General features: G+C 70.0%; 19 protein-coding genes and 1 pseudogene. 13 read left to right on the forward strand and 7 right to left on the reverse strand.

Annotation, left to right across the window (positions count from 1 at the left end):
- Positions 1–992 precede the first annotated feature (992 nt).
- From ACGFR9_RS18420 to ACGFR9_RS18430, 3 genes are all read left to right on the forward strand, one after another.
- Positions 993–2,378 (forward strand): cytochrome P450, encoded by a 1,386-nt coding sequence (locus ACGFR9_RS18420; RefSeq protein ID WP_393209412.1) that lies wholly within the window; start codon positions 993–995, stop codon positions 2,376–2,378.
- A gap of 896 nt (positions 2,379–3,274) precedes the next feature.
- Positions 3,275–4,459 carry a hypothetical protein gene (locus ACGFR9_RS18425; RefSeq protein ID WP_393209415.1) on the forward strand — a complete coding sequence of 395 codons (1,185 nt, stop codon included), beginning with the start codon at positions 3,275–3,277 and terminating at the stop codon, positions 4,457–4,459.
- 225 nt (positions 4,460–4,684) lie between these two features.
- The gene (locus ACGFR9_RS18430; protein ID WP_393209418.1) at positions 4,685–5,206 is read left to right on the forward strand and encodes a DinB family protein; all 522 of its coding nucleotides are present in this window, start codon (positions 4,685–4,687) and stop codon (positions 5,204–5,206) included.
- 44 nt (positions 5,207–5,250) lie between these two features.
- Here the strand turns inward: ACGFR9_RS18430 and ACGFR9_RS18435 are convergent, their stop codons facing one another.
- Positions 5,251–5,988 (reverse strand): SDR family NAD(P)-dependent oxidoreductase, encoded by a 738-nt coding sequence (locus ACGFR9_RS18435; RefSeq protein WP_393209421.1) that lies wholly within the window; start codon positions 5,986–5,988, stop codon positions 5,251–5,253.
- A 201-nt stretch (positions 5,989–6,189) separates the two neighbouring features.
- Here ACGFR9_RS18435 and ACGFR9_RS18440 point away from each other — a divergent pair, with 201 nt between their 5' ends.
- Positions 6,190–6,774: an XRE family transcriptional regulator gene (locus ACGFR9_RS18440; protein ID WP_311641154.1), complete on the forward strand. Its 585-nt coding sequence runs from the start codon at positions 6,190–6,192 to the stop codon at positions 6,772–6,774.
- A gap of 97 nt (positions 6,775–6,871) precedes the next feature.
- On the opposite strand, the gene ACGFR9_RS18445 is transcribed toward ACGFR9_RS18440, so the two are convergent.
- From ACGFR9_RS18445 to ACGFR9_RS18455, 3 genes are read right to left on the reverse strand one after another with little or no spacing between them, the layout of a single operon-like run.
- Positions 6,872–7,732: an ABC transporter ATP-binding protein gene (locus ACGFR9_RS18445; RefSeq protein WP_393209425.1), complete on the reverse strand. Its 861-nt coding sequence runs from the start codon at positions 7,730–7,732 to the stop codon at positions 6,872–6,874.
- Positions 7,729–8,805 (reverse strand): FecCD family ABC transporter permease, encoded by a 1,077-nt coding sequence (locus ACGFR9_RS18450; RefSeq protein ID WP_393209428.1) that lies wholly within the window; start codon positions 8,803–8,805, stop codon positions 7,729–7,731. The genes ACGFR9_RS18445 and ACGFR9_RS18450 overlap by 4 nt, the downstream gene beginning before the upstream one ends.
- A 2-nt stretch (positions 8,806–8,807) precedes the next feature.
- Positions 8,808–9,863, reverse strand: a complete 1,056-nt coding sequence (locus tag ACGFR9_RS18455; RefSeq protein ID WP_393209431.1) for an ABC transporter substrate-binding protein — start codon at positions 9,861–9,863, stop codon at positions 8,808–8,810.
- A gap of 505 nt (positions 9,864–10,368) precedes the next feature.
- On the opposite strand from ACGFR9_RS18455, the gene ACGFR9_RS18460 reads away from it, so the two are divergent.
- From ACGFR9_RS18460 to ACGFR9_RS18470, 3 genes are all read left to right on the forward strand, one after another.
- Entirely contained in the window at positions 10,369–11,094 is a 726-nt protein-coding gene (locus ACGFR9_RS18460; protein ID WP_393209434.1) for a molybdopterin-dependent oxidoreductase, read from the forward strand.
- Positions 11,078–11,749 (forward strand): cytochrome b/b6 domain-containing protein, encoded by a 672-nt coding sequence (locus tag ACGFR9_RS18465; RefSeq protein WP_393209437.1) that lies wholly within the window; start codon positions 11,078–11,080, stop codon positions 11,747–11,749. The genes ACGFR9_RS18460 and ACGFR9_RS18465 overlap by 17 nt, the downstream gene beginning before the upstream one ends.
- A gap of 191 nt (positions 11,750–11,940) precedes the next feature.
- The gene (locus ACGFR9_RS18470; protein ID WP_393209440.1) at positions 11,941–12,411 is read left to right on the forward strand and encodes an ATP-binding protein; all 471 of its coding nucleotides are present in this window, start codon (positions 11,941–11,943) and stop codon (positions 12,409–12,411) included.
- Between the two features lie 716 nt (positions 12,412–13,127).
- Here the strand turns inward: ACGFR9_RS18470 and ACGFR9_RS18475 are convergent.
- Positions 13,128–13,556 carry an organic hydroperoxide resistance protein gene (locus ACGFR9_RS18475; protein WP_393209443.1) on the reverse strand — a complete coding sequence of 143 codons (429 nt, stop codon included), beginning with the start codon at positions 13,554–13,556 and terminating at the stop codon, positions 13,128–13,130.
- A 340-nt stretch (positions 13,557–13,896) separates the two neighbouring features.
- On the opposite strand from ACGFR9_RS18475, the gene ACGFR9_RS18480 reads away from it, so the two are divergent.
- The 3 genes from ACGFR9_RS18480 (at position 13,897) to ACGFR9_RS18490 (ending at position 15,344) form a co-directional block, all read left to right on the forward strand.
- A complete protein-coding gene (locus tag ACGFR9_RS18480) occupies positions 13,897–14,142 on the forward strand; it encodes a hypothetical protein (RefSeq protein WP_311641161.1) in 246 nt (81 codons plus the stop codon).
- Positions 14,142–14,519 carry a fic family toxin-antitoxin system, toxin component gene (locus tag ACGFR9_RS18485; protein ID WP_393209447.1) on the forward strand — a complete coding sequence of 126 codons (378 nt, stop codon included), beginning with the start codon at positions 14,142–14,144 and terminating at the stop codon, positions 14,517–14,519. Before ACGFR9_RS18480 ends, ACGFR9_RS18485 begins: the two co-directional genes overlap by 1 nt.
- A gap of 150 nt (positions 14,520–14,669) precedes the next feature.
- Positions 14,670–15,344 (forward strand): DUF2238 domain-containing protein, encoded by a 675-nt coding sequence (locus ACGFR9_RS18490; RefSeq protein WP_393209450.1) that lies wholly within the window; start codon positions 14,670–14,672, stop codon positions 15,342–15,344.
- Between the two features lie 43 nt (positions 15,345–15,387).
- Here the strand turns inward: ACGFR9_RS18490 and ACGFR9_RS18495 are convergent.
- Positions 15,388–15,498, reverse strand: a pseudogene (locus ACGFR9_RS18495) (IS5/IS1182 family transposase); the annotation flags it as partial.
- A gap of 383 nt (positions 15,499–15,881) precedes the next feature.
- Here ACGFR9_RS18495 and ACGFR9_RS18500 point away from each other — a divergent pair.
- The 3 genes from ACGFR9_RS18500 (at position 15,882) to ACGFR9_RS18510 (ending at position 19,001) form a co-directional block, all read left to right on the forward strand.
- The gene (locus ACGFR9_RS18500) at positions 15,882–16,136 is read left to right on the forward strand and encodes a hypothetical protein (RefSeq protein ID WP_393209453.1); all 255 of its coding nucleotides are present in this window, start codon (positions 15,882–15,884) and stop codon (positions 16,134–16,136) included.
- Positions 16,136–18,418: a heavy metal translocating P-type ATPase gene (locus ACGFR9_RS18505; RefSeq protein WP_393209456.1), complete on the forward strand. Its 2,283-nt coding sequence runs from the start codon at positions 16,136–16,138 to the stop codon at positions 18,416–18,418. The genes ACGFR9_RS18500 and ACGFR9_RS18505 overlap by 1 nt, the downstream gene beginning before the upstream one ends.
- Before the next feature lie 70 nt (positions 18,419–18,488).
- Positions 18,489–19,001 (forward strand): copper chaperone PCu(A)C, encoded by a 513-nt coding sequence (locus ACGFR9_RS18510; protein ID WP_393209458.1) that lies wholly within the window; start codon positions 18,489–18,491, stop codon positions 18,999–19,001.
- 406 nt (positions 19,002–19,407) lie between these two features.
- Here ACGFR9_RS18510 and ACGFR9_RS18515 read toward each other — a convergent pair whose 3' ends face one another.
- Positions 19,408–20,205, reverse strand: coding sequence for an SDR family oxidoreductase (locus ACGFR9_RS18515; RefSeq protein WP_393209461.1), 798 nt, complete (start codon positions 20,203–20,205; stop codon positions 19,408–19,410).
- Positions 20,206–20,349 lie beyond the last annotated feature (144 nt).

Genomic DNA, 20,349 nt, shown 5'->3' on the forward strand with positions numbered 1-20,349 from the left:
CCTCTGATGGAGCCCACAACCACCGGTTACGTGTCCGGAGCCGGCTGCGAGCCGACTCTGCGCGCCTTCCACCGCGTCGCCGTCGAGGAACTGCGGGCTCGGCATGACTGGTCGGGCCGTCCCGGGATCCGTGCGGTACGAGCCGTACTCGGGGTCGTGCAGGACGCCCTTGCCGTCGGCGTGCCCGTTCCGGAGTGCTCGCGCGCGGAGACTCTCGGCCGCCTGGCTTCCGGCAGGAGGCCGGTGAGCAGGCCACCGCAGTCGCGACCGTACACCGGGCCCACCTGTACCCCGCGCCACCGGACACGCCAACACGCTTTGGGCACAGACGAGTTCGGAGGGTTGTAAAGGCGGCTGCGAAGCGGGTGTGTCCTGCGGGCGCGAGAGCCGAGCGCCTGAACGACCACTCATGGGCCGGTGGGAGGAGTCCGTCCACGCGCCGCGTAGAGGGAGGGGACCCGATCGCGAAAACGGAGATCGCTTCCTGGCCCCCAGGCCCTGCCAGGGGCCGTTGTGGCTCCGAGCAGAAGGAAGGCGCCGGTGGTGACGGCGGTGCGCCACAGGGCACGGAGTCTCATGATGCGTCCTGCCTCTCGGAGGTCGTGGCTGTGGTCGCTTCGCGCGACTGGTTCCGGGTGGGCACCGGCTCGCGCCTATCGCCGGGACAGTCGGGTAACGAACGTTCTACCTGTCACTCTGGCAGACGCTTCCGACATGGTCAATGGAGAACGTTCTGTCTCATGAGGGTGGTCGTGTCGCCGCCGCGGGAGGTGTCGGCGGGCCACATGGGTGCCGTCGGTTGCGAGAGTGAGAGATAGAACGTTCGGTATTGAATCTGGAGCGTCGGCATGCATAGGTTTGTGTAGGCAGCGTTCCCTACAGATCGCCTGCGCTGCTCGTGCCCTCGTGAACGGTCGCCTGGGCGAGCGCACCGCCCGTCGACCGGGCGGTCATCCACCTCTGCCGTCAGGCCGCAAGGCAAGGAGAGAGCCATGCCCACGATCCAGGACATTCCCCGGGCCCCCGGAGGCAATCCGCTGCTCGGGCACGCAGGGCCGCTGGTTCGAGATCCACTGGCCTTCGTCTCGTCACTGACCGGTCACGGCCCGCTGGTGCGCATGGACATGGGAACCAAGAACGTCGTAGTCGTCTGCGATCCCGCTCTGATCCGCCAAGTCCTGCTCGACGACCGGGTCTTCGACAAGGGGGGACCGCTCTTCGAACGTGGCCGAGAGGCTCTCGGCAACGGCCTCATCACCTGCCCTCACCACGACCATCGGCGACTGCGCCGCCTGTCCCAGCCCGCGTTCCATCCGAACCGGATGGCCGGCTACGCGGCCGTCATGACCGAACTGGCCGACGACATGGCGAGCGGCTGGCGCGACGGCCAAGTGCTCGACGTGGTGGGCGAAATGATGGCGCTCACCGTCGAAGTGACCGTACGAACGCTGTTCACCGACTCGCTGCCCCGCGCGACGGCGTCGCAGATCACGGATGACTTCCTCGTCCTGATGACGGGATTCTTCCGGCGGATGATCACGCCACCCTTGCTCAACCGGCTTCCCAGCAGAGGAAACCGCGACTACACGCGTGCGATCGAGCGCCTCCGGAGCACGGTCGGCAGCATCGTGGCCGCTCGGCGAGCCGATGAGTCCGACCACGGTGATCTGCTGTCCGCGCTGTGCGGTGCCACAGGTCCGGACGGCTCACCCGGCCGCACGGAGACGGAGCTCATCGACGAAGTCCTCACCTTCCTGCTTGCCGGGACCGAGACCACGGCCGCCACCTTGTCATGGGCGATGCACCTGCTGTCCCAGAACCAGGAGGTGGAACGGCAGGTGCACCGGGAGGTGGAGGCTGTACGGTCCGGGTCCCGACTGGATTTCTCGCATCTCGGGGAGCTTGAGACAACAGGCAACGTGATCAAGGAGACACTTCGCCTGTACCCCGCCGTGTGGATGCTGACCCGGGTGACGTCCGCGGACGCCGACCTGGACGGCTACGTTCTTCCCGAGGGGACGATCGTCGCCTTCAGCCCGTACGCCATTCACCGGCGTGCCGATCTCTACGAGCGGGCTCAGTCCTTCGTCCCGGACCGGTGGCGTGACGCCTCGGTGGTGCAGGACTCCTACCTCCCCTTCTCCGCAGGCGCGCGCAAGTGCATGGGAGACCGGTTCGCGCTCACCCAGGCGACGCTGGCCCTGGGCACCGTCGTCTCCCGCTGGAGGCTCGCGCCCGTCACCGACGAACCGCTGCGGCCGTCCGTCAAGGCATCCCTGACGCCCCGCGGGCTGCGCCTGCGCGTGACAGCTCGCGGCGAGCGGCCCGTAGGGCGGGATTCCGCCGAAGGAAGCGCGTGGGAAAGGGAAGGAGAATGACCGCGCGACGCAGGACGATGGCGAACCAGGAAGAGGGAGCCGAGTCGAAGGCGCCGAGCACCGCGGACACACCTATGCCGCGCAGTGTCGCCGAGTACCGGGCAATAGCGGCCAGTCGGGTGCGGGACGGACTTCCGGCCGGCCCGGCGGGTGGCGGCGGAGTATGGAGTGTGCAGGAGTTCAGAGGACCTCGGCGATCACTCGTCCGCGTGGGCTCCTCCGGCGTCGAGCGGGCCGGCCGCGTGTCGATCCGCTACCCCGGCGTCGTGCGGTCTCCGGAAGCATGGCGGTCCCTGCTGGGCGACACCGACTCGTTGAGGGGGAGCGATGCGGGGCCTCGATCCTGGACGGATCCGCAGGCCGTCGGCACCGAGGACGACTGGCGGCGGTGCCTGGGGGATCTGGCCGCGAGTCTGCGCGTGGACCACTCGGTCGACCCGCACGGTGACGGCCTGGCCAGGGCGGTCGAGCGGGCCGCTTACGCCCTGCTGGGGGCTGTGCTCCACGAACCGGAGCACACTGCCGCGCGGCCCACGGGCCGCTTCACCGCAGACGACGCAGGTGGGGCGCAACGATGTCGGGCCTGGTCGGGCTCCGCACGGTGGTTGCGCGCGCAGGAAGGTGTCCGAGCGCCCAGGACGGCTCCGGAACGGCCGTGCGGATGCGACGACGGATCCCCCTGTCTGTGGGCGTGGGCGGACACGCACTATCCCGAGACGATGCCGGCGCAGGACTGGGACACCTTTCGCGTCCTGATCGCCGACTCACCCTTGATGCGGTCGGTTCGGGCTCTCGGCGTCGACGCGCGGGCACGGAACGCCGGCAAGGGCCGACCGCCCAGGGCCGAGGGAGGGCTCTGGGCGCGCGCCGTCCAGGAGTGGGGGTTCCAAGGTGCCATGACATCCCGCGTCTACGCGGTCCCGTCGTTCACCGTCATGCCGGCGTCCAGATGGCTGGTGAACGAGAGCCGACGGGAGAGCGCGCTCACCGAGGTGTTCGGTTATCTGGACGACATACACATCGAGAACCTCGCACTCGCCGGGCCGGATGGCGGAGCCACCGCCACGTCCATCCGCGACAACCTCCGGGCCTGGGCGTCGGTCGAGCCACTTCGCGAGACGGCGGTCATGGTCGCACTGATCGGTGTGTGGAACAGCTTCCTGGAGGTCACGCAGAAGTACCCGGGTGCCCGCAGAGGAGGCCCCGTGGCGATGCCTCGGTACGGGCAACTGAGTTGTGGGGAGCGGAAGCTGATCCTGGCAGTCGACACGTGTCTGCCACACCTCGCCTCGACCTACGACGCCGATGAGCGGTCGCTCGACGATCTGGCGATATCGCAGACGCTCAACGGATACAGCGACCTCAGCAGCGACATGGCGATGGGGGTCGTCAACAACGGGCTCATGCTGGGAGCCGGGCCGGGAGCCGTCCCCGGCAGGGCCGACGCGGAGGACGCCTACCGAGCTCTGTCGAAATCCATGCTGGCCATCGCCAGGTCAGGAGCAAACCGGCCAGGTGCCGAGGCGGTGTCGAACACCGTCATCTGGAACATCATCAACGGTCGCCACAACATCGTCGAACGTGCGGCGGGGGTGCCGTACGAGTGGATGGCCCGCCGGTGGCCCGCACTCGATGAGAACCGCCGGAACTGGGACGCGGTGGAGGAGGAGCTGTGCACGCGGGTGCGCGCAGCTCTCGGGTACGAGTCCCTTCGCGGCTATGGGCGTGGGAAATCCTGCCCCGTGTGCGGCGAACTGCCGCGTTGGAGTGCTCTCATGCACGAGTTGCTGGACGACGTCGCGGGCGCGGCCTGTGCGATGACGAGGTACATACACTGCGAGAGCGTCCATGCCGACGAGTCCGAACGGGTGGACGTCCACGGTACTCCCGCCAGCGACTGCGCCGGAGCGGTCGGCATCCTGATCCGGCGGTTCGAGTCGAGTGGCATCCTCAACGAGCTGAGCTGGATCCTGGCCGGCGCGATCTGGTTCCGAGAGGCCCTGCATCTCCGCGGGAGCCTGGTCGACCTGGCCTATGGAGGGTCCGCCCGGGACACCGAACCGGCCGAGGACGACTGGTAGGCGAACGCACGCTCGTCGGCCCCGCCGGGGGAGACGGCATACCGTCCCTCGTCCACGACCGGGTCCGCCGGCCGGGCACGAGACCGACGGAGACCGGCGTGCTCATGACGGCGTCGTCACGAGCTCCCAAGGACCGACCGATCGAGGTCGTCTCAGGCGGCTCTGTGTCCCGGATATCGGGCAACTCTCCGCGCGCCCGCGCAGGTTCGGGGATCCTGGGTGGTCGTGACTGAAAGTCTGAGCGACACGACTCCCGACAGCGAGGTCAGGGCGCTTCACCGGGTCCTGGTCGGACAGCGGCGGCACGTTCTCGGCATCCTCGACGGGCTCGACCCGAAGGATCTGCGACGGTCCGTGCTGCCTTCCGGATGGCACTGCCTGGGCATGGTCCAGCATCTCGCGCTGGATGTGGAGCGGTTCTGGTTCCGCGCGGTCGTCGCCGGGGACGCGGAGGCCGTCCGCTGCCTGGCGAGCGGAGACGAAGCCTGGAAGGTGCCCCCGGAAGTGCCCGCCACTGACGTGCTCGGCCGATACCGGCGGGAGACGGAACTCGCCGATGCCGTCATCACCGCCACCCCTGCCGACGCAGCGTTGGCCTGGTGGCCCCACGACCTGTTCGGTGAACCGCACCTGCACACCCTGCGCGACGTCCTGCTGCATGTCATCACCGAGACCGCGTGCCACGCCGGCCACCTCGACGCGGCCCGAGAGCTGATCGACGGCCACCGCTGGCTGGTCCTGACCTGAGACCACGGTCCGCTCGCGCCCGCCCGACCTCGGACAGGACCGGGTCACCCGAGGGCGGGCTGGCCGCCCATGGCGCTGAGGGTGGCGCCGTTCACGTAGCTGGCGTCGGGGGAGGCCATGAAGGCGATGGCCCCTGCGATTTCCTCGGGCTCGGCGAGGCGCTGGAGGGCTACGGCTCGTCCTGCGGACCTGAAGGCGTCGCCGTAGGCCGCGGTGCCTTCGGTGCGGGTCGGGCCGGCGGCGACGGCGTTGACGCGGACTCCGGCGGGTCCGTATTCGGCGGCCCAAACGCGGGTGAGGGACTCCAGGGCCGCTTTGGTGGCTCCGTAGATGCCGCTGCCGAGGCCGGGGGCGTCGGCAGCGCCGCTGCTGACGTTGATGACGGCGCCGTGTCCGCGCTCGGCCATTGCGGGGGCGAGTGCCTGGACGAGGAGGTAGGGGGCACGAAGGTTGATGGCGATGTGCGCGTCGAAGGTGGCGGGGGTGGTGTCGGCGGTGCGGGCGAAGTGGAAGATGCCCGCGTTGTTGATCAGGATGTCGACCTGTCCGACGCGTTCGGTCAGCGCGGTGACCTGCGCGGGGTCGGACAGGTCGGCGGGCTCGAAGCGGGCGGTTGCGCCCAGTGCCTCAACGCGGTCGAGGGTGTCGGCGGCACGCTGTTCGTCGCGGCCGTGGACGATGAGGTCGGCGCCGCGGGCGGCCAGGGCCAGGGCGGTGGCTCGTCCGATGCCGGCGGTGGCACCCGTGACCAGGGCGGTCTGCTGGGCGAAATCGTGGTGCACGAAAGTGCTCGTCTCTGTCCGTTATCGGCTGTTGGTGAGTGGGGTTACCGGGTGCGCTGGGCGGTCAGCACGGTGTCGTGGCAGTGCGGGGGCGGGTGGTGCGGGTGACGGTCTCGCGGCCCCTGGCGGGCGCCTGCCACCACAGTCAGGCCGTCCATGACGACACGCAAGGTTCCTTGCTGCCGTGGCAAGGTTGGAGGTATGGACGAGGAAACACAGTCGACGATGGCCGCGGTCGGCCCCCGCCTGAAAGGGCTGCGCACTCAGCGCGGCCTCTCCCTGACAGCCCTGGCCGAGGCCACCGGGATCTCACTCAGCACGCTCTCGCGCCTGGAGTCGGGTCAGCGCCGCCCCACCCTCGAACTGCTCCTGCCCCTGGCCCGGGAGCTACGCGTGGACATCGGCCGGCTCATCGGCGCACCGCAGACGGGTGACCCCCGCCTGCACCTGCGGCCCGTCACCCGCCACGGCATGACCATGCTCCCGCTCACCCGCCGTGCGGGAAGTCTGCAGGCCTATAAATTGATCATCTCGCCGAAGACACGCTCTCCCGAACCGGAGCAGGCCAGCCACGAGGGCTATGAATGGATCTACGTCCTCGACGGCCGTTTGCGCCTGGTGCTGGGCGACAACGACCTGGTGATGGGCCCCGGGGAGGCCGCGGAATTCGACACCCGCACCCCCCACTGGTTCGGCAACGCCGACGCATACCCCGTCGAAATTCTCAGCCTCCTCGGCCACCAAGGAGAACGCGCACACCTCCGGGCCCGCACCACGCCCCGGTAGGTCCGCCGCGGCTGTCTCTGCCGTTCCGCCGTGTCGGCAAAGGCTTGCCCCACGACAACCGGGCCGGCCCGTCGTCGTTCGGGTGACCGCTCCACCATCACCCGCTCGGGCCATCCACGAGGTGCGGCCGGCCGGAGTGCGTCGTCGGTGTCCCGGCCATTCCTGCCGTTTTTTCCGTCTCGTCGTCCGCCGGAGCACGATGGTCGATGGCGATGAGCGGGTCACCGGTGAGGGGGTGGTCGACCACTGCGGCTCGTACGCCGAAGACATCGGCCAGCAACGGGGGTGTGAGGACCTCGCGCGGCGGACCGGAGGCGACCACCGCACCGGCATGCAGCACGTGCAGTCGGTCGCAGACGGAAGCGGCCGCGTTGAGGTCGTGCAGCGAGACCAGGGTCGTCCGGCGCCCGGCGCGCAGCAGGGCGAGGAGTTCGACTTGATGGCGGATGTCGAGGTGGTTGGTGGGTTCGTCCAACACGAGGACATCCGGGTCCTGGGTGAACGCCCGTGCGAGAAGTACGCGTTGACGTTCGCCACCGGACAGCGCCGTGAAGCGGCGTCCGGCGTGACCGTCCATGCCGACGTCGCGAAGGGCCCGCGCGACGATGTCCCGGTCGGTGGCGTCCTCGCCGGCGAAGGCCCGTTTGTAGGGTGTACGGCCCATGGCGACGACCTCACGCACGGTCAGCTCGAAGTCGCTGCCCCGTTCCTGTGGAAGCGCGGCGATGTGCCGAGCCGACCGGCTCGGCGCCATCGTCAGGATGTCGGTCCCGTCCAGCAGTACCCGCCCTTCCACCGGTCTCAGATGACGGTAGACGGTACGCAGCAGCGTGGACTTGCCGCTGCCGTTGGGCCCGATCAGACCCGTGATCTCGCCCGCGGCCGCTATCAGTCGGGCACCGGCCACGACCGTACGGCCCGCGTAGGCGACGTGCAGATCCTCGACCTCGATCCTCAACTGTCACTCCCCAGACGCCTGTCCAGCAGGTAAAGCAGGGTCGGAGCCCCGATCAGCGAGGTGACCACACTGATCGGCAACTCCTGGGTGTCCATGGCCGTACGACAGAGAATGTCGACCACGACCAGCAGCAGTGCCCCGAACAGTGCGGAGAGGGGCAGCAGCCGACGGTGGTCTCCGCCGAGCACCAGGCGGCAGATGTGCGGCACCATCAGCGCGACGAAGGCGATCGCACCGGATACCGCGACCAGGACCCCGGTCAGCATGCTGGTCACCGTGAACAGCTCGCGCCGCAGCCGCGTCACGTCGATCCCGACGCCTGCGGCTGTCTCGTCACCCAGCAGCAGGGCGTTGAGACCGCGGGCCCGAGCCTGCAGCCACAACCCGGCGGCGACCACGGCCACCGCGGGTACCGCCAGCAGCTCCCAGTTGGCTCCGCCGAGGCTGCCCATGAGCCAGAACAGCACACCCTGGGTCTGCTGCTCGTCCCCGGCCTGCAAGACCAGATAACTGGTGAACCCGGACAGGAACTGCCCGATGGCCACCCCCGCCAGCACGAGCCGCAGGGGTGCGAAGCCCCCGCCGCGCCGGGCGACCGCCCATACCAGGGCGAAAGTCGCCAGCGCGCCGACGAAGGCGGCACCGGACAGGCCCAGCCCCAGCGCGCTCCCCGCGCCGAGGCCGAGCACGATCGCCGCGACCGCACCGAGGGAGGCGCCGCTGGAGATGCCCAGCAGGTAGGGGTCGGCCAGCGGGTTGCGGACCAGCGCCTGCACCGCCGTACCGACCAGACCGAGGCCGGCGCCGACGAGGGCGGCCAGCAGGGCGCGGGGGGCACGCAGTTGCCACACGATGAGGTCGTTGGTGCCGGGGCGCGCCGGCTCGCCGGACAGCCGTCGCCACACCACGCCCCACACCTCGCCGGGTGGAATGGTGGTCGAGCCCCAGGCCACCGCGGCGGTCAGCGCGGCCAGCAGCGCTACGCCGAGGACGACTGCCGTCGGGGCGGCCGGCAGGGTGCCGCGGGGCTGCCCGGCCGTGGTGTTCTCGCGTCGTGTCGCGGTCGCGGCCACGGTCAGCGGACCCTTTCCGGGTGGAGGGTCTTGGCGATGATCTCGACCGCGTCGGCGTTCGTGACGCCCGCGATGGTGGTCCTCTCGGAACCGATGCGCAGGAGGTGACCTTCCTGGACGGCCTTCAGGCCCTTGGTGGCGGCGTTCGACCTCAGCCACTTCTCCGCCTCGTCGAACGCCCTGTCGTTCGCCGCCCGGCTGCCCTGGTTGCGGATTCCGAGCTGGATCCAGTCCGGGTTCCTGGAGATCACGTCCTCCCAGCCGACCCGTTGGGTGGTGCCGTCGCAGTCGAAGATGTTTCGGGCACCGGCCAGGGTGATCACGGCGTTGGCGACCTGGCGGTTGCAGACGACGACCGGCTGCTGGGTGCCGGCGTCGTAGTCGAAGAAGAAGTACGTCGGACGGTCGCTCGGCGCCGTACCGCCGACAGCCCTCTGCACCGTGGCCACCTTCTGCCTCATGCCCGCGACGAGTTCCTCGGCCCTCGTGCTCGTCCCGGTGACCGCTCCGAGGGAGATGATGTCGGCCTCGACCTCGGACAAGTCGGTGACCGGGCCCTCGCCGGTCGCGGCGCAGGCGGTGGACTTGAGATAGATGTGCCTGATCCCGGCGGCCTCGTACTCCTTCGCGGTCGGGGCGTCCCCGGCGCCGTTCATCCTCATCGCGCCGAAGGTGTCGAGGTACAGGTCGGCGCCGGAGGCGAGCAGCTTCTCCTTGGGGATCGCCCCCTTGCTGAGCACCTTCACCTTCTGGGCCTCCGCGTCGAGGCCGGCCGGCAAGGTGCCCTTGCCGGGCGGGAAACCCGTACCGATGACCCGGTCACCGACACCGAGGCGCAGGAGCAGCTCCAGGCTGGCGGCGTTGCTTGTGACGATCTTCCTTGGGACGCTGTCGAAGGTGGTCTTGGCCCCCGCGCAATCGGTGACGGACACCGGATAGCCGGAGGCCGCCCCGCCCGCGCCCTTCTCCGCGGCGTCCTTCTGCCCACCGGCGCAACCCACAGCCAGCAGACCGGCCACCGCCACGGCCGCCGCTCCGCCCCACGTACGAGTACGCATCAAGTCTTCTCCCGGATGTGCTCACTGCAGCGGTGAACCTCGTCACCCTGTCCACTGGTCGGAAACACCACGCGGCCGGTTCCCGGCCGCTCCAGATCCACTGGGAACGAACCGCGCTCCGCTCGGTGCGCCCGCTGCTCGCCCCTCCGGGAACTCGATGGCTGTCCGTGGCGACCACGGCCGTGCAGCCAGGGGCGGTCACCGCCGCTTCGCGACGGACGGAGCAGCGGTGCGTGCGCATCGTGGTGTTCGCCGGAGTCGGGGAGTGGGACTGCACAGCGCCTGGCACGGCACGGAACTACGAACCGAACGTTCTGTCTTGACACTTCATGGATGCCCTTGCCATCCTTACGGGAACGAATGTTCTGTCTGGTCGAGTGATGGCCGATGGCCGCTCTCAGCGAGGATCACGTCAGGCGACCCGGTCGGACGCAGACGCGCGTGCGGACGCACCGACATGGACCAGGACCGGCGGCTGTCCGCCGAACCCAGAGGAGATGAGTCCGTGAACTCTGAACTACCCGAGAGGCGGGGCGCTCCTGTGGGGCGGCGCGTCTTCCTGGGCACCCTAGGGCTCGGGGCGTTGGGCGTCGTGGCCGCGCCCAAACTGCAGAGCGGCCTGGAGAGTTTCCTGGGTGTTGCCTCCGATGTGGATCCCACCGGTCTGACCGGACTGCTTCCGAACGGCGGAGGCTTCCGGTACTACTCGGTCACTTCGTCCGTCCCGCGCAGGAACGCCGAGACCTACCGACTCTCTGTGGACGGTCTCGTCGACAGCCCGGCGACGTACACCCTGGGCGACCTCAGGGCCATGCCGCAGACGCGTATGGTGCGCGACATCCAGTGCGTCACCGGCTGGCGTGTTCCCGGCACTCCGCTCGAAGGGGTGCGCCTGTCCCATTTGCTGGACGCGGCAGGGGTGCAACCGTCGGGCAAGGCGGTGCGCTTCACCTGCTTCGACGGCGAGTACTCGGAGAGCCTGACCATGGAGCAGGCGCGCCGGGCGGATGTGCTGGTCGCTCTGCGCATGCAGGACAAGGACCTGGGGCACGCCCACGGCGGACCGGTCCGCCTGTATGTGGCGCCCATGTACTTCTACAAATCCGCGAAGTGGCTCTCCGGTATCACCGTCACGGAGGACGTCCAGCCCGGCTATTGGGAAGAGCGCGGGTACGACATCGACGCCTGGGTGGGCCGCTCGAACGGACGGGCCGATGAGCCTACGACATGATCCCGCGCGGGAGCGGGGAAGCCTGCGGCGATTCAGCAGGGCCGAGCGTTGGGCTCACCGTGCGACGGCTGTACTCATGGGCGTGTGCGTACTCACCGCGGCCGCGCTGTACCTTCCTGTGCTCGCTCAGCTCGTCGGCCGCCGCGCCCTGGTGGTCACCGTGCATGAGTGGTCCGGCATCGCGCTGCCGGTCCCGGTCCTGGTCGCCCTGGGCTCCCGAGCCTTCCGTGCCGACCTGAGCCTGCTGAACCGCTTCGGGCCGCACGACCGCCGTTGGCTGGCCGCCGCTCTGCGGCGGGACAGGCGGCCGGGGTCCCGTCCGGCGCACAAGTTCAACGCCGGTCAGAAGATCTATGCCGCCTGGGCCGCCGGCGCCACGCTCATCATGCTCGGTACCGGGCTGATGATGTGGTGGACGCAGATCGTCCCGCTGGAGTGGCGCACGGCTGCCACGTTCATCCACGACTGGCTGGCGCTGACCCTCGGCATCGTTCTCGCCGGTCATGTCGGCATGGCCATGGCGGACCCCGAGGCCCGTCGCGGTATGCGGACCGGATGGGTCAGCAGGAACTGGGCGAAACAGGAGCATCCGCTGTGGGAGCCGGAACCTGAGCGGCGAGTTCACCAGGGTGCCGAACGCCATGACATGCGGTGAGGTCGCTCCCTCCGCCGAGCCCGGACTGCCGTGCGGATGCGGCAGCACGGCACATGCGGACGACGGCTCGGTGGTGCGGCCCTTTACTCCTGTTGTATAGTGAGCGTTCCACACATTTCTGGAAGTGGCCGTATGTGGGTCTGGGTACTGGAGATGGCATGTCGGCGACCTCAGTAGCGGAAGGATCCGTAATGTCGCCCCCCACGGTCCTCAGTCAAGCACAGTGCCGTTTCGAGGCCGTTATCGACCCGGACCCCGTTCGGGTCTCACATGCTCGACACGCTTGTGCCGCCGTTCTGCGACTGTGGGGCATGAGCGGCTCGCTGGTCGACGACGTTCAGCTGGTCGTGTCCGAACTGGTGACCAACGCGATAGAACACGGCCACGGCCGGATTGCGCTGAGCATCGCTGAGGCAGCGGGCACGGTCAAGATAGAGGTGTCCGATTGCAACCCGGCGCCGGCTCGGGTCCGCAGCGCGCGGCACGACGACCCGGGAGGGCGAGGGCTCATGATCGTCGCCACACTCGCGGACGCCTGGGGAGTGAGTGAGAACGGCTGCACTACGTGGGCGGCGCTTCTGTCGAGCGAGTCCACACGCATGGAGCCGCCGAAGGTCTCGACAGCCCGGTCGGTGATAGCCGCCTCGGTCCCGGCCCTGTAGGCCATGGTGGCCGACCTGATGCGCGCTTTTCCCGGCAGAGCCAGAGGTCCCTGTCGGGCTGGGCGAGGCCGGGTGTCGTCCGGGGGCTTCGGGGGCTGTGTGGTCGGTGTGTGCGAGCGGGGTGGCGGGGCACGGTGCTCGCCCGTCGCGACCTCGGACGGCTGTGACGGCCAGAGGGCTCGGCCGTCGCAGCCGCCTGCCGTGAGGTGCGCCACGGCAGGCGGCTCGATCAGTTGGACCCGCTGGAGCATGTCAACATCGGCCGGTCCACCGGCGATGTGTATCCGACAGCGATAAAGGTTTGTCCAATCCGGGCGGCTCCGCACACTCATCGCCGGTCTCGCACGACTCGCGTCGGCGTTCTCTCCGGGTGTCTCGCGGCAGGCGTGGGAGCGCTGTTGGGTATTCGGCCCCGGCATATTTCCTGCGGCCCGGCTGAGGCGAGCACGTGAGTTCGCCCGCCGGGTGACGCGCGGGCGGCTGCTTGCTGATCCGTTTCGGTGGCCGGGACACCGTCGATCGCGGCCTGGCACTTGGTGACGGGCGCCGCAGTCCCTGGTGTCACCGCGGTGCGTGTTCGGGTGTTCCGACTGAACCCTGAGCGGTGTCCGGTGAGTTCCGGCCACGCGCTGCAGGGTCAGTCGGCGCACCGATCCCAGTGGGCGACGATCACCTCTCCACCAGGACGAGAGGAATCCTCGGACCGACTGCCGGCCTCAGACCGCCTTGACCTCGAAGACGACGGGGATGTTGCCGCGCGTGGCGTTGGAGTAGGGGCACATTGCGTGGGCTGCCTCGACGAGCTTGTCCGCCGCCGACTGCTCGATGTCCGACAGTTCGATGCGCAGCGTGGCGCTGAGGCCGAACCCGCCCTCCGGCGTCCGCTGCACCCCGATCTCGGCGACGACGGTGGAAGAGGCGAGAGTCGTCTTCTGCTGGGCCGCCACAGCCTTGAGGGCCGAGTGGAAGCAGGCGGCCCAGCCCGCGGCGAACAGCTGCTCGGGGTTGGTCGCCCCGCCGGGGCCACCCATCTCCTTCGGGATCGCCAGCGAGAGGTCGAGCAGGCCGTCATCGGTCTGGACGCGGCCTCCGGCCCTGCCGTCGCCGGTGGAGGTCGCGATCCCCGCGTAAATGGTGTCAGTCATCGTGTGTCCTTTATAGGGAAGTGAGTTGGTAAGTCCCCCACTCGCCCGGTTCCTGCGGCGAGTGGGCTCGCGGGGGGCGTCGAGGTGGAGCCCACAGATGCGAGAGAGAACGTTCTGTCTTCCACGAGTGTCGACGTTGCGCCGCGCACTGTCAATACCGAACGTTCTCCATCTCCTTTCGGTGACGAAGACCGCCCGCGGAAGCGGGGTCGGGGTTCCTTCACCCCCCTTTCCTCGCGGGGGAGTGCGAGGCGCATGGCGGGGATCGCGTCCCGTGGGGTGCGGTACCCGTGAAGCAGCGGGCTCGCCCGCGTCGGGTAACATCTGTTACCATGGGGTCATGGCAAAGACACAACTGGGTGCGCGCGTGGACGAAGACGTCGCGGAACTCGCGAAGAAGCGCGCCGCCGACCTGGGACTGAGCGTCGGGGACTACCTCGCCCGCCTGGTGCAGGACGACACCAGCGGCCTGCGCGCCCGAGCGGTGGACGCCGCCGCCCGCTTCCTCGCGGAGCACCAGGCGATCTTCGATTCGGCCGAAGACGCCCAGCGAACGGAAACGGCTCGGGGAGCGCACGCCGCCTGATGGACCTGCACATCGACGTCCCCTGGATCCTGCGGGTCGCCGAGGCCGCCGGCGTGAACGATCCGGCCCCCGACGACTACGGCGTCCCGGTCTCGGCGGTCGAACGCCACCGGGCCGAACTGTTCGAGCAGCCCGTCTACGACGGCCCTTACGCCAAGGCCGCCGCCCTGGTGCACACACTGGGCCGCTGCCGCTGGCTGGAGCGCTCCAACATGGCCGTTGCCGCCGCCACCGGCGTCATGTACCTCGAGGCCGCCGGGATCACCGTCAAACCCGCCCGCGAGGACGCCAACGCCCTCAAGGATTTGCTCCTCGACCCGACGTGCACCGCTGGGAGGATTTCCACCCTGCTGCGCAGCTGGCCCACCGCCACCTGATCCGCAGACAGCGACTACGTACTGCACAATTGCCCCAAGCACCGTCCGGGCAGCGGAGATCCTCAGCGTGGGCTGAGTAGCTGTACTCATGTCCACGCCCGCTGGCCGGCATCACGATGGGGCCGTCGACTCCCGCCTCAAGGAGACCCCATGACGGCCCTGCCCCCCGCCCCGCACACCGAGCCGCGTCGCGTGCCGCCCGCCCTGTTCGCCGGCGTGGCTGCCGTGGGCCTCGCCGTCTCGGCGTGGGACGTGCACGACCGCACGACCTGGCTCTTGGAGACGGTCTGGGTGCTGATCGGGCTGCCCCTGGTGGTGCTGGTCTGGCGGCGCTTCCCGCTGACTGGGCTGTTGTGCGGGTTGTTGGCCGCGCACGCGCTGGTCCTCGTGGTCGGCGGCCACTACACGTACGCGCAGGTGCCGGTCGGCGACTGGGCACGCGACGCCTTCGGTCTGTCCCGCAACCCGTACGACCGGTTCGGGCACCTGGTGCAGGGCTTCGTACCGGCCGTCCTCGTACGCGAACTGCTCAGCCGCACCTCGCCGCTGCGTGGCAGCGGCTGGCTGGCCCCCCTCAGTGTGTGCGCCTGCCTCGCCTTCAGCGCCTCCTTCGAACTGTTGGAGTGGGCCGCTGCCGAGATCGGCGGACACAGCGCGGACGCCTTCCTCGCCACTCAGGGCGATGTCTGGGACACCCAGTGGGACATGTTCTGCGCGCTGATCGGCGCGGTACTGTCGCTGCTGCTGCTCAGCAGGACGCACGACCGTCAGTTGGTGGCTCTCGAGGCACGTACGGCCGCCAGGTACTCCAGTACGGTTTCGTGATTCGCGGCTCTGTCGGTCGCCTGGGCCGCGGTGCAAGCATGTCCGGGCGGCGTCGGTGCCTGCCGGCCCCGGCGACTGTCGGGACCATGTCCAGCAAAGGCGCGAGCTGAGTGACGTCGTTGCGGTTGCCGCCGATCAGCGACACCGTGAGCGGACTCATGAACGCGCACCACGGCCGCCCGCCGAGCACCCGGAGTCCGTCGTCCCCGGCCTCCCGGCAGTCGAGCGACAGGTATCGGACTCCAGCCGCGTTCTTCCGATGGGGCACTGCGGGCGCCCACCGCCACCGGCCACCCCGCTGTGGCTCCACTGCCGGCTCTCTCGGGGGATCCGGTCGACCGCCCGGCACACTTGGTCGGCGCGAGGGCATCCGCTCGGCCCTCGCGACGGTCCCACAGAGACTCTCCCGGACTCCCCGGTGACAGGCGTCACATCCAACCGGAGGAACTCGAGCGCCCGCGGCCCCGACTCCTGTACGGGTACGGCTCGGTCCAGCGGAAGCCGTACGACGTGAGACGTGATCGGGAGAGTCGGCAGATGGCGCAGACATGGCAACCCACTTTCGGCGCGACGGCCGGCCTGCTGCGTCGACTCCTCCCCCCTCCCGCGCTGTTCGGGTTCCTCGTGCTGCTGGTGCTGGTGTTCTCCGTCTCCTACGCGGCAGGCCGGAGCGCCGGCCCCGTCGCGCCCGGGATGCACGGTCCCGGGATCACCCAGGAGGGACCCGGGGGCGGCGGCACGGACACGGTGGACGACGACATGGGCGGCATGAACCACGGGAGCGGACACTGATGCCCGGCGGACCGGCATCCGTGCAGGAGGTGACCGATCTGACGGTCGGCGGCATGACCTGTGCGGCCTGCGTGCAGCGGGTCGAGAGGAAGCTGGCCAGACTGGACGGCGTCACCGCGAGCGTGAACCTGGCCACCGGACGGGCCCGCGTGCACCATCCGCCCGAGGTGCTTCCGAAGCACCTCGTCGCCGTCGTCGAGCAGGCCGGATACACCGCCGCGCTGCCGGAACCGCCTGAGGCGCGACGCCGCCAGGACGGTGACGACGAGGGGACGGAGGCGGAGCAGGAACGCCATCGGCTGACGGTCACCGCCCTGCTCGCCGTCCCCGTGCTGGTTCTGTCGATGGTGCCCGCCTGGCAGTTCCGCAACTGGCAGTGGCTGTGCTTCGTACTCGCCGCGCCTGTCGTGGTCTGGAGCGCCCGGCCCTTCCACCAGCGGGCGGCGCGGGCCCTGCGGCACTCCACCTCGACCATGGACACCCTGGTGTCGCTGGGCGTCGTGGCCTCCTTCGCCTGGTCCTCCTACGCGCTGTTCCTCGGCGGCGCCGGCGACCCGGGCATGCGGATGCCCTTCAGCCTGCTGCCGACGGCGCCGGACGGCGTCGCCCACATCTACCTGGAGGCCGCCGTCGGCGTCCCTCTGTTCGTCCTGGCGGGCCGGTACCTGGAGGCGAGGGCCCGGCGCGGCACCGGAGCGGCCCTGGGCTCACTGGCGGAGTCGGCCGCCAAGGAGGTCGCCGTACGCGATGGCGTGGGCGAGCGGTTGATCGCCGTCGAGGACCTCCGGGTGGGCCAGATCTTCGTCGTACGGCCCGGGGAACGCGTGGCCACCGACGGCACGGTCGTCGAAGGCAGTTCGGCCGTCGACCTCTCCCTGGTCACGGGGGAGAGCGAGCCGGCGGAGGTCGGTCCCGACACGGCCGTGACCGGCGGTTCCGTGAACGTGGGCGGCCTGCTGGCGGTGCGGGCCACCGCGGTCGGCGCCGACACCCGACTGGCCCGCATCACCCACCTGGTCACCGAGGCACAGGCGGGCAAGGCGCGGGCACAGCGCCTCGCCGACAAGGTCGCCGGCGTCTTCGTACCGGTCGTGCTCACCCTGGCCGTCACCGTCCTCGGCTTCTGGCTCGGCGCCGGCGCCGAGCCACAGGCCGCGGTCACCGCCTCCGTGGCCGTCCTGGTCGTGGCCTGCCCCTGTGCCCTCGGCCTCGCCACCCCGACCGCCCTGATGGCCGCCACCGGCCGTGGCGCCCAACTGGGTGTCCTGGTCAGCGGCCCGCGGGCCCTGGAGGGACTGCGGCACATCGACGCCGTGGTCCTCGACAAGACCGGCACCCTGACCTCCGGACACATGAGCGTCGCCAGGGTCACGGCCACACCCGGCGGCATCGGTGAGGAACGGGCGATCAGGCTCGCGGGCGCGGTCGAACAGGGCTCCGAGCACCCACTGGGCCAGGCCGTCGCGGCCTACGCCCGACGCACCGCACCGGGCGGGACGCTGCCGGAGGTGACCGACTTCTCTGCCCTGCCGGGACGCGGCGTGCGCGGGCATGTCGACGGACGGCTTGTGGAGGTACTGGCACCGGACGGCGAACTGTCGGCACCCCTGGAGAAGGCACTGTCCGGCGCCGAAACGGACGCCCGCACGCCCGTCGTGATCCGCGTCGATGGTGTGCCCGAGGCGCTCATCGAGGTCGCGGACGTGCTGCGGCCTGGCAGCTACCGGGCCGTGGACCGGCTGCGGCGCCTGGGCGTACGGCCGGTGCTGGCCACCGGAGACCGTGCGGGACCCGCCCGCGCCGTCGCCACCGCCCTGCGCATCGACGACGTACACGCCCGCTGCACTCCCGAGGACAAGGCCCGGCTCGTCCGCGGACTACGGGAAGAGGGCTACCGGGTCGCCATGGTCGGCGACGGCGTCAATGATGCCGCGGCCCTGGCCGGGGCCGACCTGGGCATCGCCATGAGCACCGGCGCCGACGTGGCGATCGGAGCCGCCGACGTCACGCTGGTCCGCGGCGACATCGACGCCCTCGTGGACGCCGTCCGCCTCTCCCGCAGCACGCTGGCCACGATCCGCGTCAACCTGCTGTGGGCCTTCGGCTACAACGCCGTGACCGTGCCCCTGGCCATGGTCGGCCTGCTCGACCCGATGCCGGCCGCCGTCGCGATGTCCGTCAGCTCACTGCTCGTGGTCGCCAACAGCCTGCGGCTGCGTGCCTGGCGGCCGTCACCGGCCCGCAGCCGTCCGTCCGCGTCGTCGGCCAGGGCCGCGCGGTGACGCCCAACCGCCCGAGCTCCGGATCCGTGTCACCTGCCTGCCACCCGAAGCCGAGCGGAGAGACCTCTCGATGACATCCCCCGCCTGGGTCCCCACCCGTCGCCGACTCGCGGACACCGCCCTGGCCGCCCTGGCACCGGTCTGCGCCTGCGTACTGGCCCTGGGCGCCCTCGCGGTCTGGACCGCCACGGGCAACGCCGGCACACCCGCGCGCATCGGAGTCACCGAGGCACGGCTCTTCCTCCCGTCCCGGGGAGTGCCGGAGACTGCCGCGTTCTTCAAGATCACCAACGCCGGCGGTGCGCAGGACCGGCTGGTCGAGGTGACCTCGTCCGAGATCGCCGAGGACATCGCCTTCAGCAGCCACCGGATGACGGCGGGCGGAGCCGCCTCCCGTTGGCCCGTTGACTCACTGTCCGTCCCTGCCGGCGGCACCCTCGACATGTCCCCCCTCAGCAGCGACGTGACCGTCCCGGCCACGACACGGTGGAAGGTCGGAGACCTGGTGCCGTTCACGCTCCGATTCGAGCACAGCGGGCGGATGGAGGTCCTGGCGGTAGTGGTTCGGCCCGTATCCGAATGACGACGATGTGAGCAGGCACCGGCGGCGCGGCATGACAGGGACGGCCCGGCCGCACAGCCCCCGTGCGCGCGGTGTTCGCCGCGCGCACGGGGGCTGTGCGGCCCACGCCTACGGTGACCTCCTCGGCCACCTCGTAGTCCGCTTCGGTGACGGCCACGCGGAGGAAGTGGCCGGACTGCTGGACGTTCTCGGTTTCGACGCCGTGGACCTCGGCTCGCCGGCCGGGAGTTGGCGCAGCGAACCCAACCCACCGATGTACGCCTTGCCGTATGTCGGGCAGACGCCGTCAGGGCTCACTCTCGAGGACTTCGTGCCCTCGCGTCGCGCCGGCCAAGATGATGCCTCGGGACAGGGATCTCCACCTGTGAGCGAGTGCGCCGGCTCCGGCCGTGTCCTGAGCCAAGCCTTACGCGACCTTGACGGAGCCGGCGTCGATCCCCCAATTCCCCGCAGTCGTGCTGGGCATGGTGGGGGAGGCCAGCAACAGCACGGCGCGGGCGATCTCGTCCGGTTCGATCAGGCTGCCGGTGAGCATGCCGAGGTCCGTCGGAAGGTTCCGCATCACGTCGGCGTGGTCGATGCCGATCGCCCGCGCCACCTGGGACATGTAGCCGTCCTGACCCGCGATCGCGTAGGTCCTGGTCGCGGCCGGCGAAACGGTGTTGACCCGTATCCCTTGAGGGGCCACCCGCTCGGCCAGCTCTCGGGAGAACCTGGTCAACGCCGCCTTGGCCACCGCGTACGGCATCGGCGTGCTGCCGGGAGCCCCGACACGCCGGGCGCTGTCGGAGCTGATGTTGACGATCGCGCCCCGGGCCACGGCCAGCGCGGGCAGTGCGGCGCGGGTGACCCGCACGGGCGTGCTGAAATTGAGATTCAGGGCGTACTGCCAGATGCCGTCGCCGCCGTCGAGGGTGTCGCCGAGTGATCCTTCGGGCAGATCGCCCCCTCCGACGTTGTTGACCAGGATGTCCAGGCGCGGATCAGCCGCGAGGGCCGTTTCGACCACGCGGTCGGGTGCGTCGGCCTCGGACAGGTCGGCCGCCACGAAGGTCGCTCCTGTCTCCTCGAGTTCGGGTGTGCTGCGCCGGGACACGGCGACGACCGATGCCCCTTCGGCAAGGAAGGCCCGTACGATCGCCAGGCCGATGCCCTTGCTGGCACCGGTCACGAGCACGCGCTTGTCGGCGAGTTGCAGATCCATGGTGTTCTACTCCGTGCAGTGCGAGGAGGTACTCGGCAGCCCGATGGGAAGCCGGAGGGCGGGGGATGCGCAGCGTCACGCCCGCATTCGTGTGACGCTGTCATATGAGTGAGGGTAGGGCCTTCATGTGACAGCGTCAACCCA

It is taken from the genome of Streptomyces sp. NPDC048584 (assembly GCF_043199595.1).
Classification (GTDB): Bacteria; Actinomycetota; Actinomycetes; order Streptomycetales; family Streptomycetaceae; genus Streptomyces; species Streptomyces edwardsiae.

Coding starts and splice junctions, on each gene's coding strand:
- ACGFR9_RS18470 (WP_393209440.1), top strand. CDS start 11,941: ATGTCGCCCCCCACGGTCCTCAGTCAAGCACAGTGCCGTTTCGAGGCC.
- ACGFR9_RS18465 (WP_393209437.1), top strand. CDS start 11,078: ATGAGCCTACGACATGATCCCGCGCGGGAGCGGGGAAGCCTGCGGCGA.
- ACGFR9_RS18475 (WP_393209443.1), bottom strand. CDS start 13,556: ATGACTGACACCATTTACGCGGGGATCGCGACCTCCACCGGCGACGGC.
- ACGFR9_RS18440 (WP_311641154.1), top strand. CDS start 6,190: ATGGACGAGGAAACACAGTCGACGATGGCCGCGGTCGGCCCCCGCCTG.
- ACGFR9_RS18425 (WP_393209415.1), top strand. CDS start 3,275: ATGACATCCCGCGTCTACGCGGTCCCGTCGTTCACCGTCATGCCGGCG.
- ACGFR9_RS18510 (WP_393209458.1), top strand. CDS start 18,489: ATGACATCCCCCGCCTGGGTCCCCACCCGTCGCCGACTCGCGGACACC.
- ACGFR9_RS18500 (WP_393209453.1), top strand. CDS start 15,882: ATGGCGCAGACATGGCAACCCACTTTCGGCGCGACGGCCGGCCTGCTG.
- ACGFR9_RS18485 (WP_393209447.1), top strand. CDS start 14,142: ATGGACCTGCACATCGACGTCCCCTGGATCCTGCGGGTCGCCGAGGCC.
- ACGFR9_RS18515 (WP_393209461.1), bottom strand. CDS start 20,205: ATGGATCTGCAACTCGCCGACAAGCGCGTGCTCGTGACCGGTGCCAGC.
- ACGFR9_RS18455 (WP_393209431.1), bottom strand. CDS start 9,863: ATGCGTACTCGTACGTGGGGCGGAGCGGCGGCCGTGGCGGTGGCCGGT.
- ACGFR9_RS18490 (WP_393209450.1), top strand. CDS start 14,670: ATGACGGCCCTGCCCCCCGCCCCGCACACCGAGCCGCGTCGCGTGCCG.
- ACGFR9_RS18505 (WP_393209456.1), top strand. CDS start 16,136: ATGCCCGGCGGACCGGCATCCGTGCAGGAGGTGACCGATCTGACGGTC.
- ACGFR9_RS18420 (WP_393209412.1), top strand. CDS start 993: ATGCCCACGATCCAGGACATTCCCCGGGCCCCCGGAGGCAATCCGCTG.
- ACGFR9_RS18480 (WP_311641161.1), top strand. CDS start 13,897: ATGGCAAAGACACAACTGGGTGCGCGCGTGGACGAAGACGTCGCGGAA.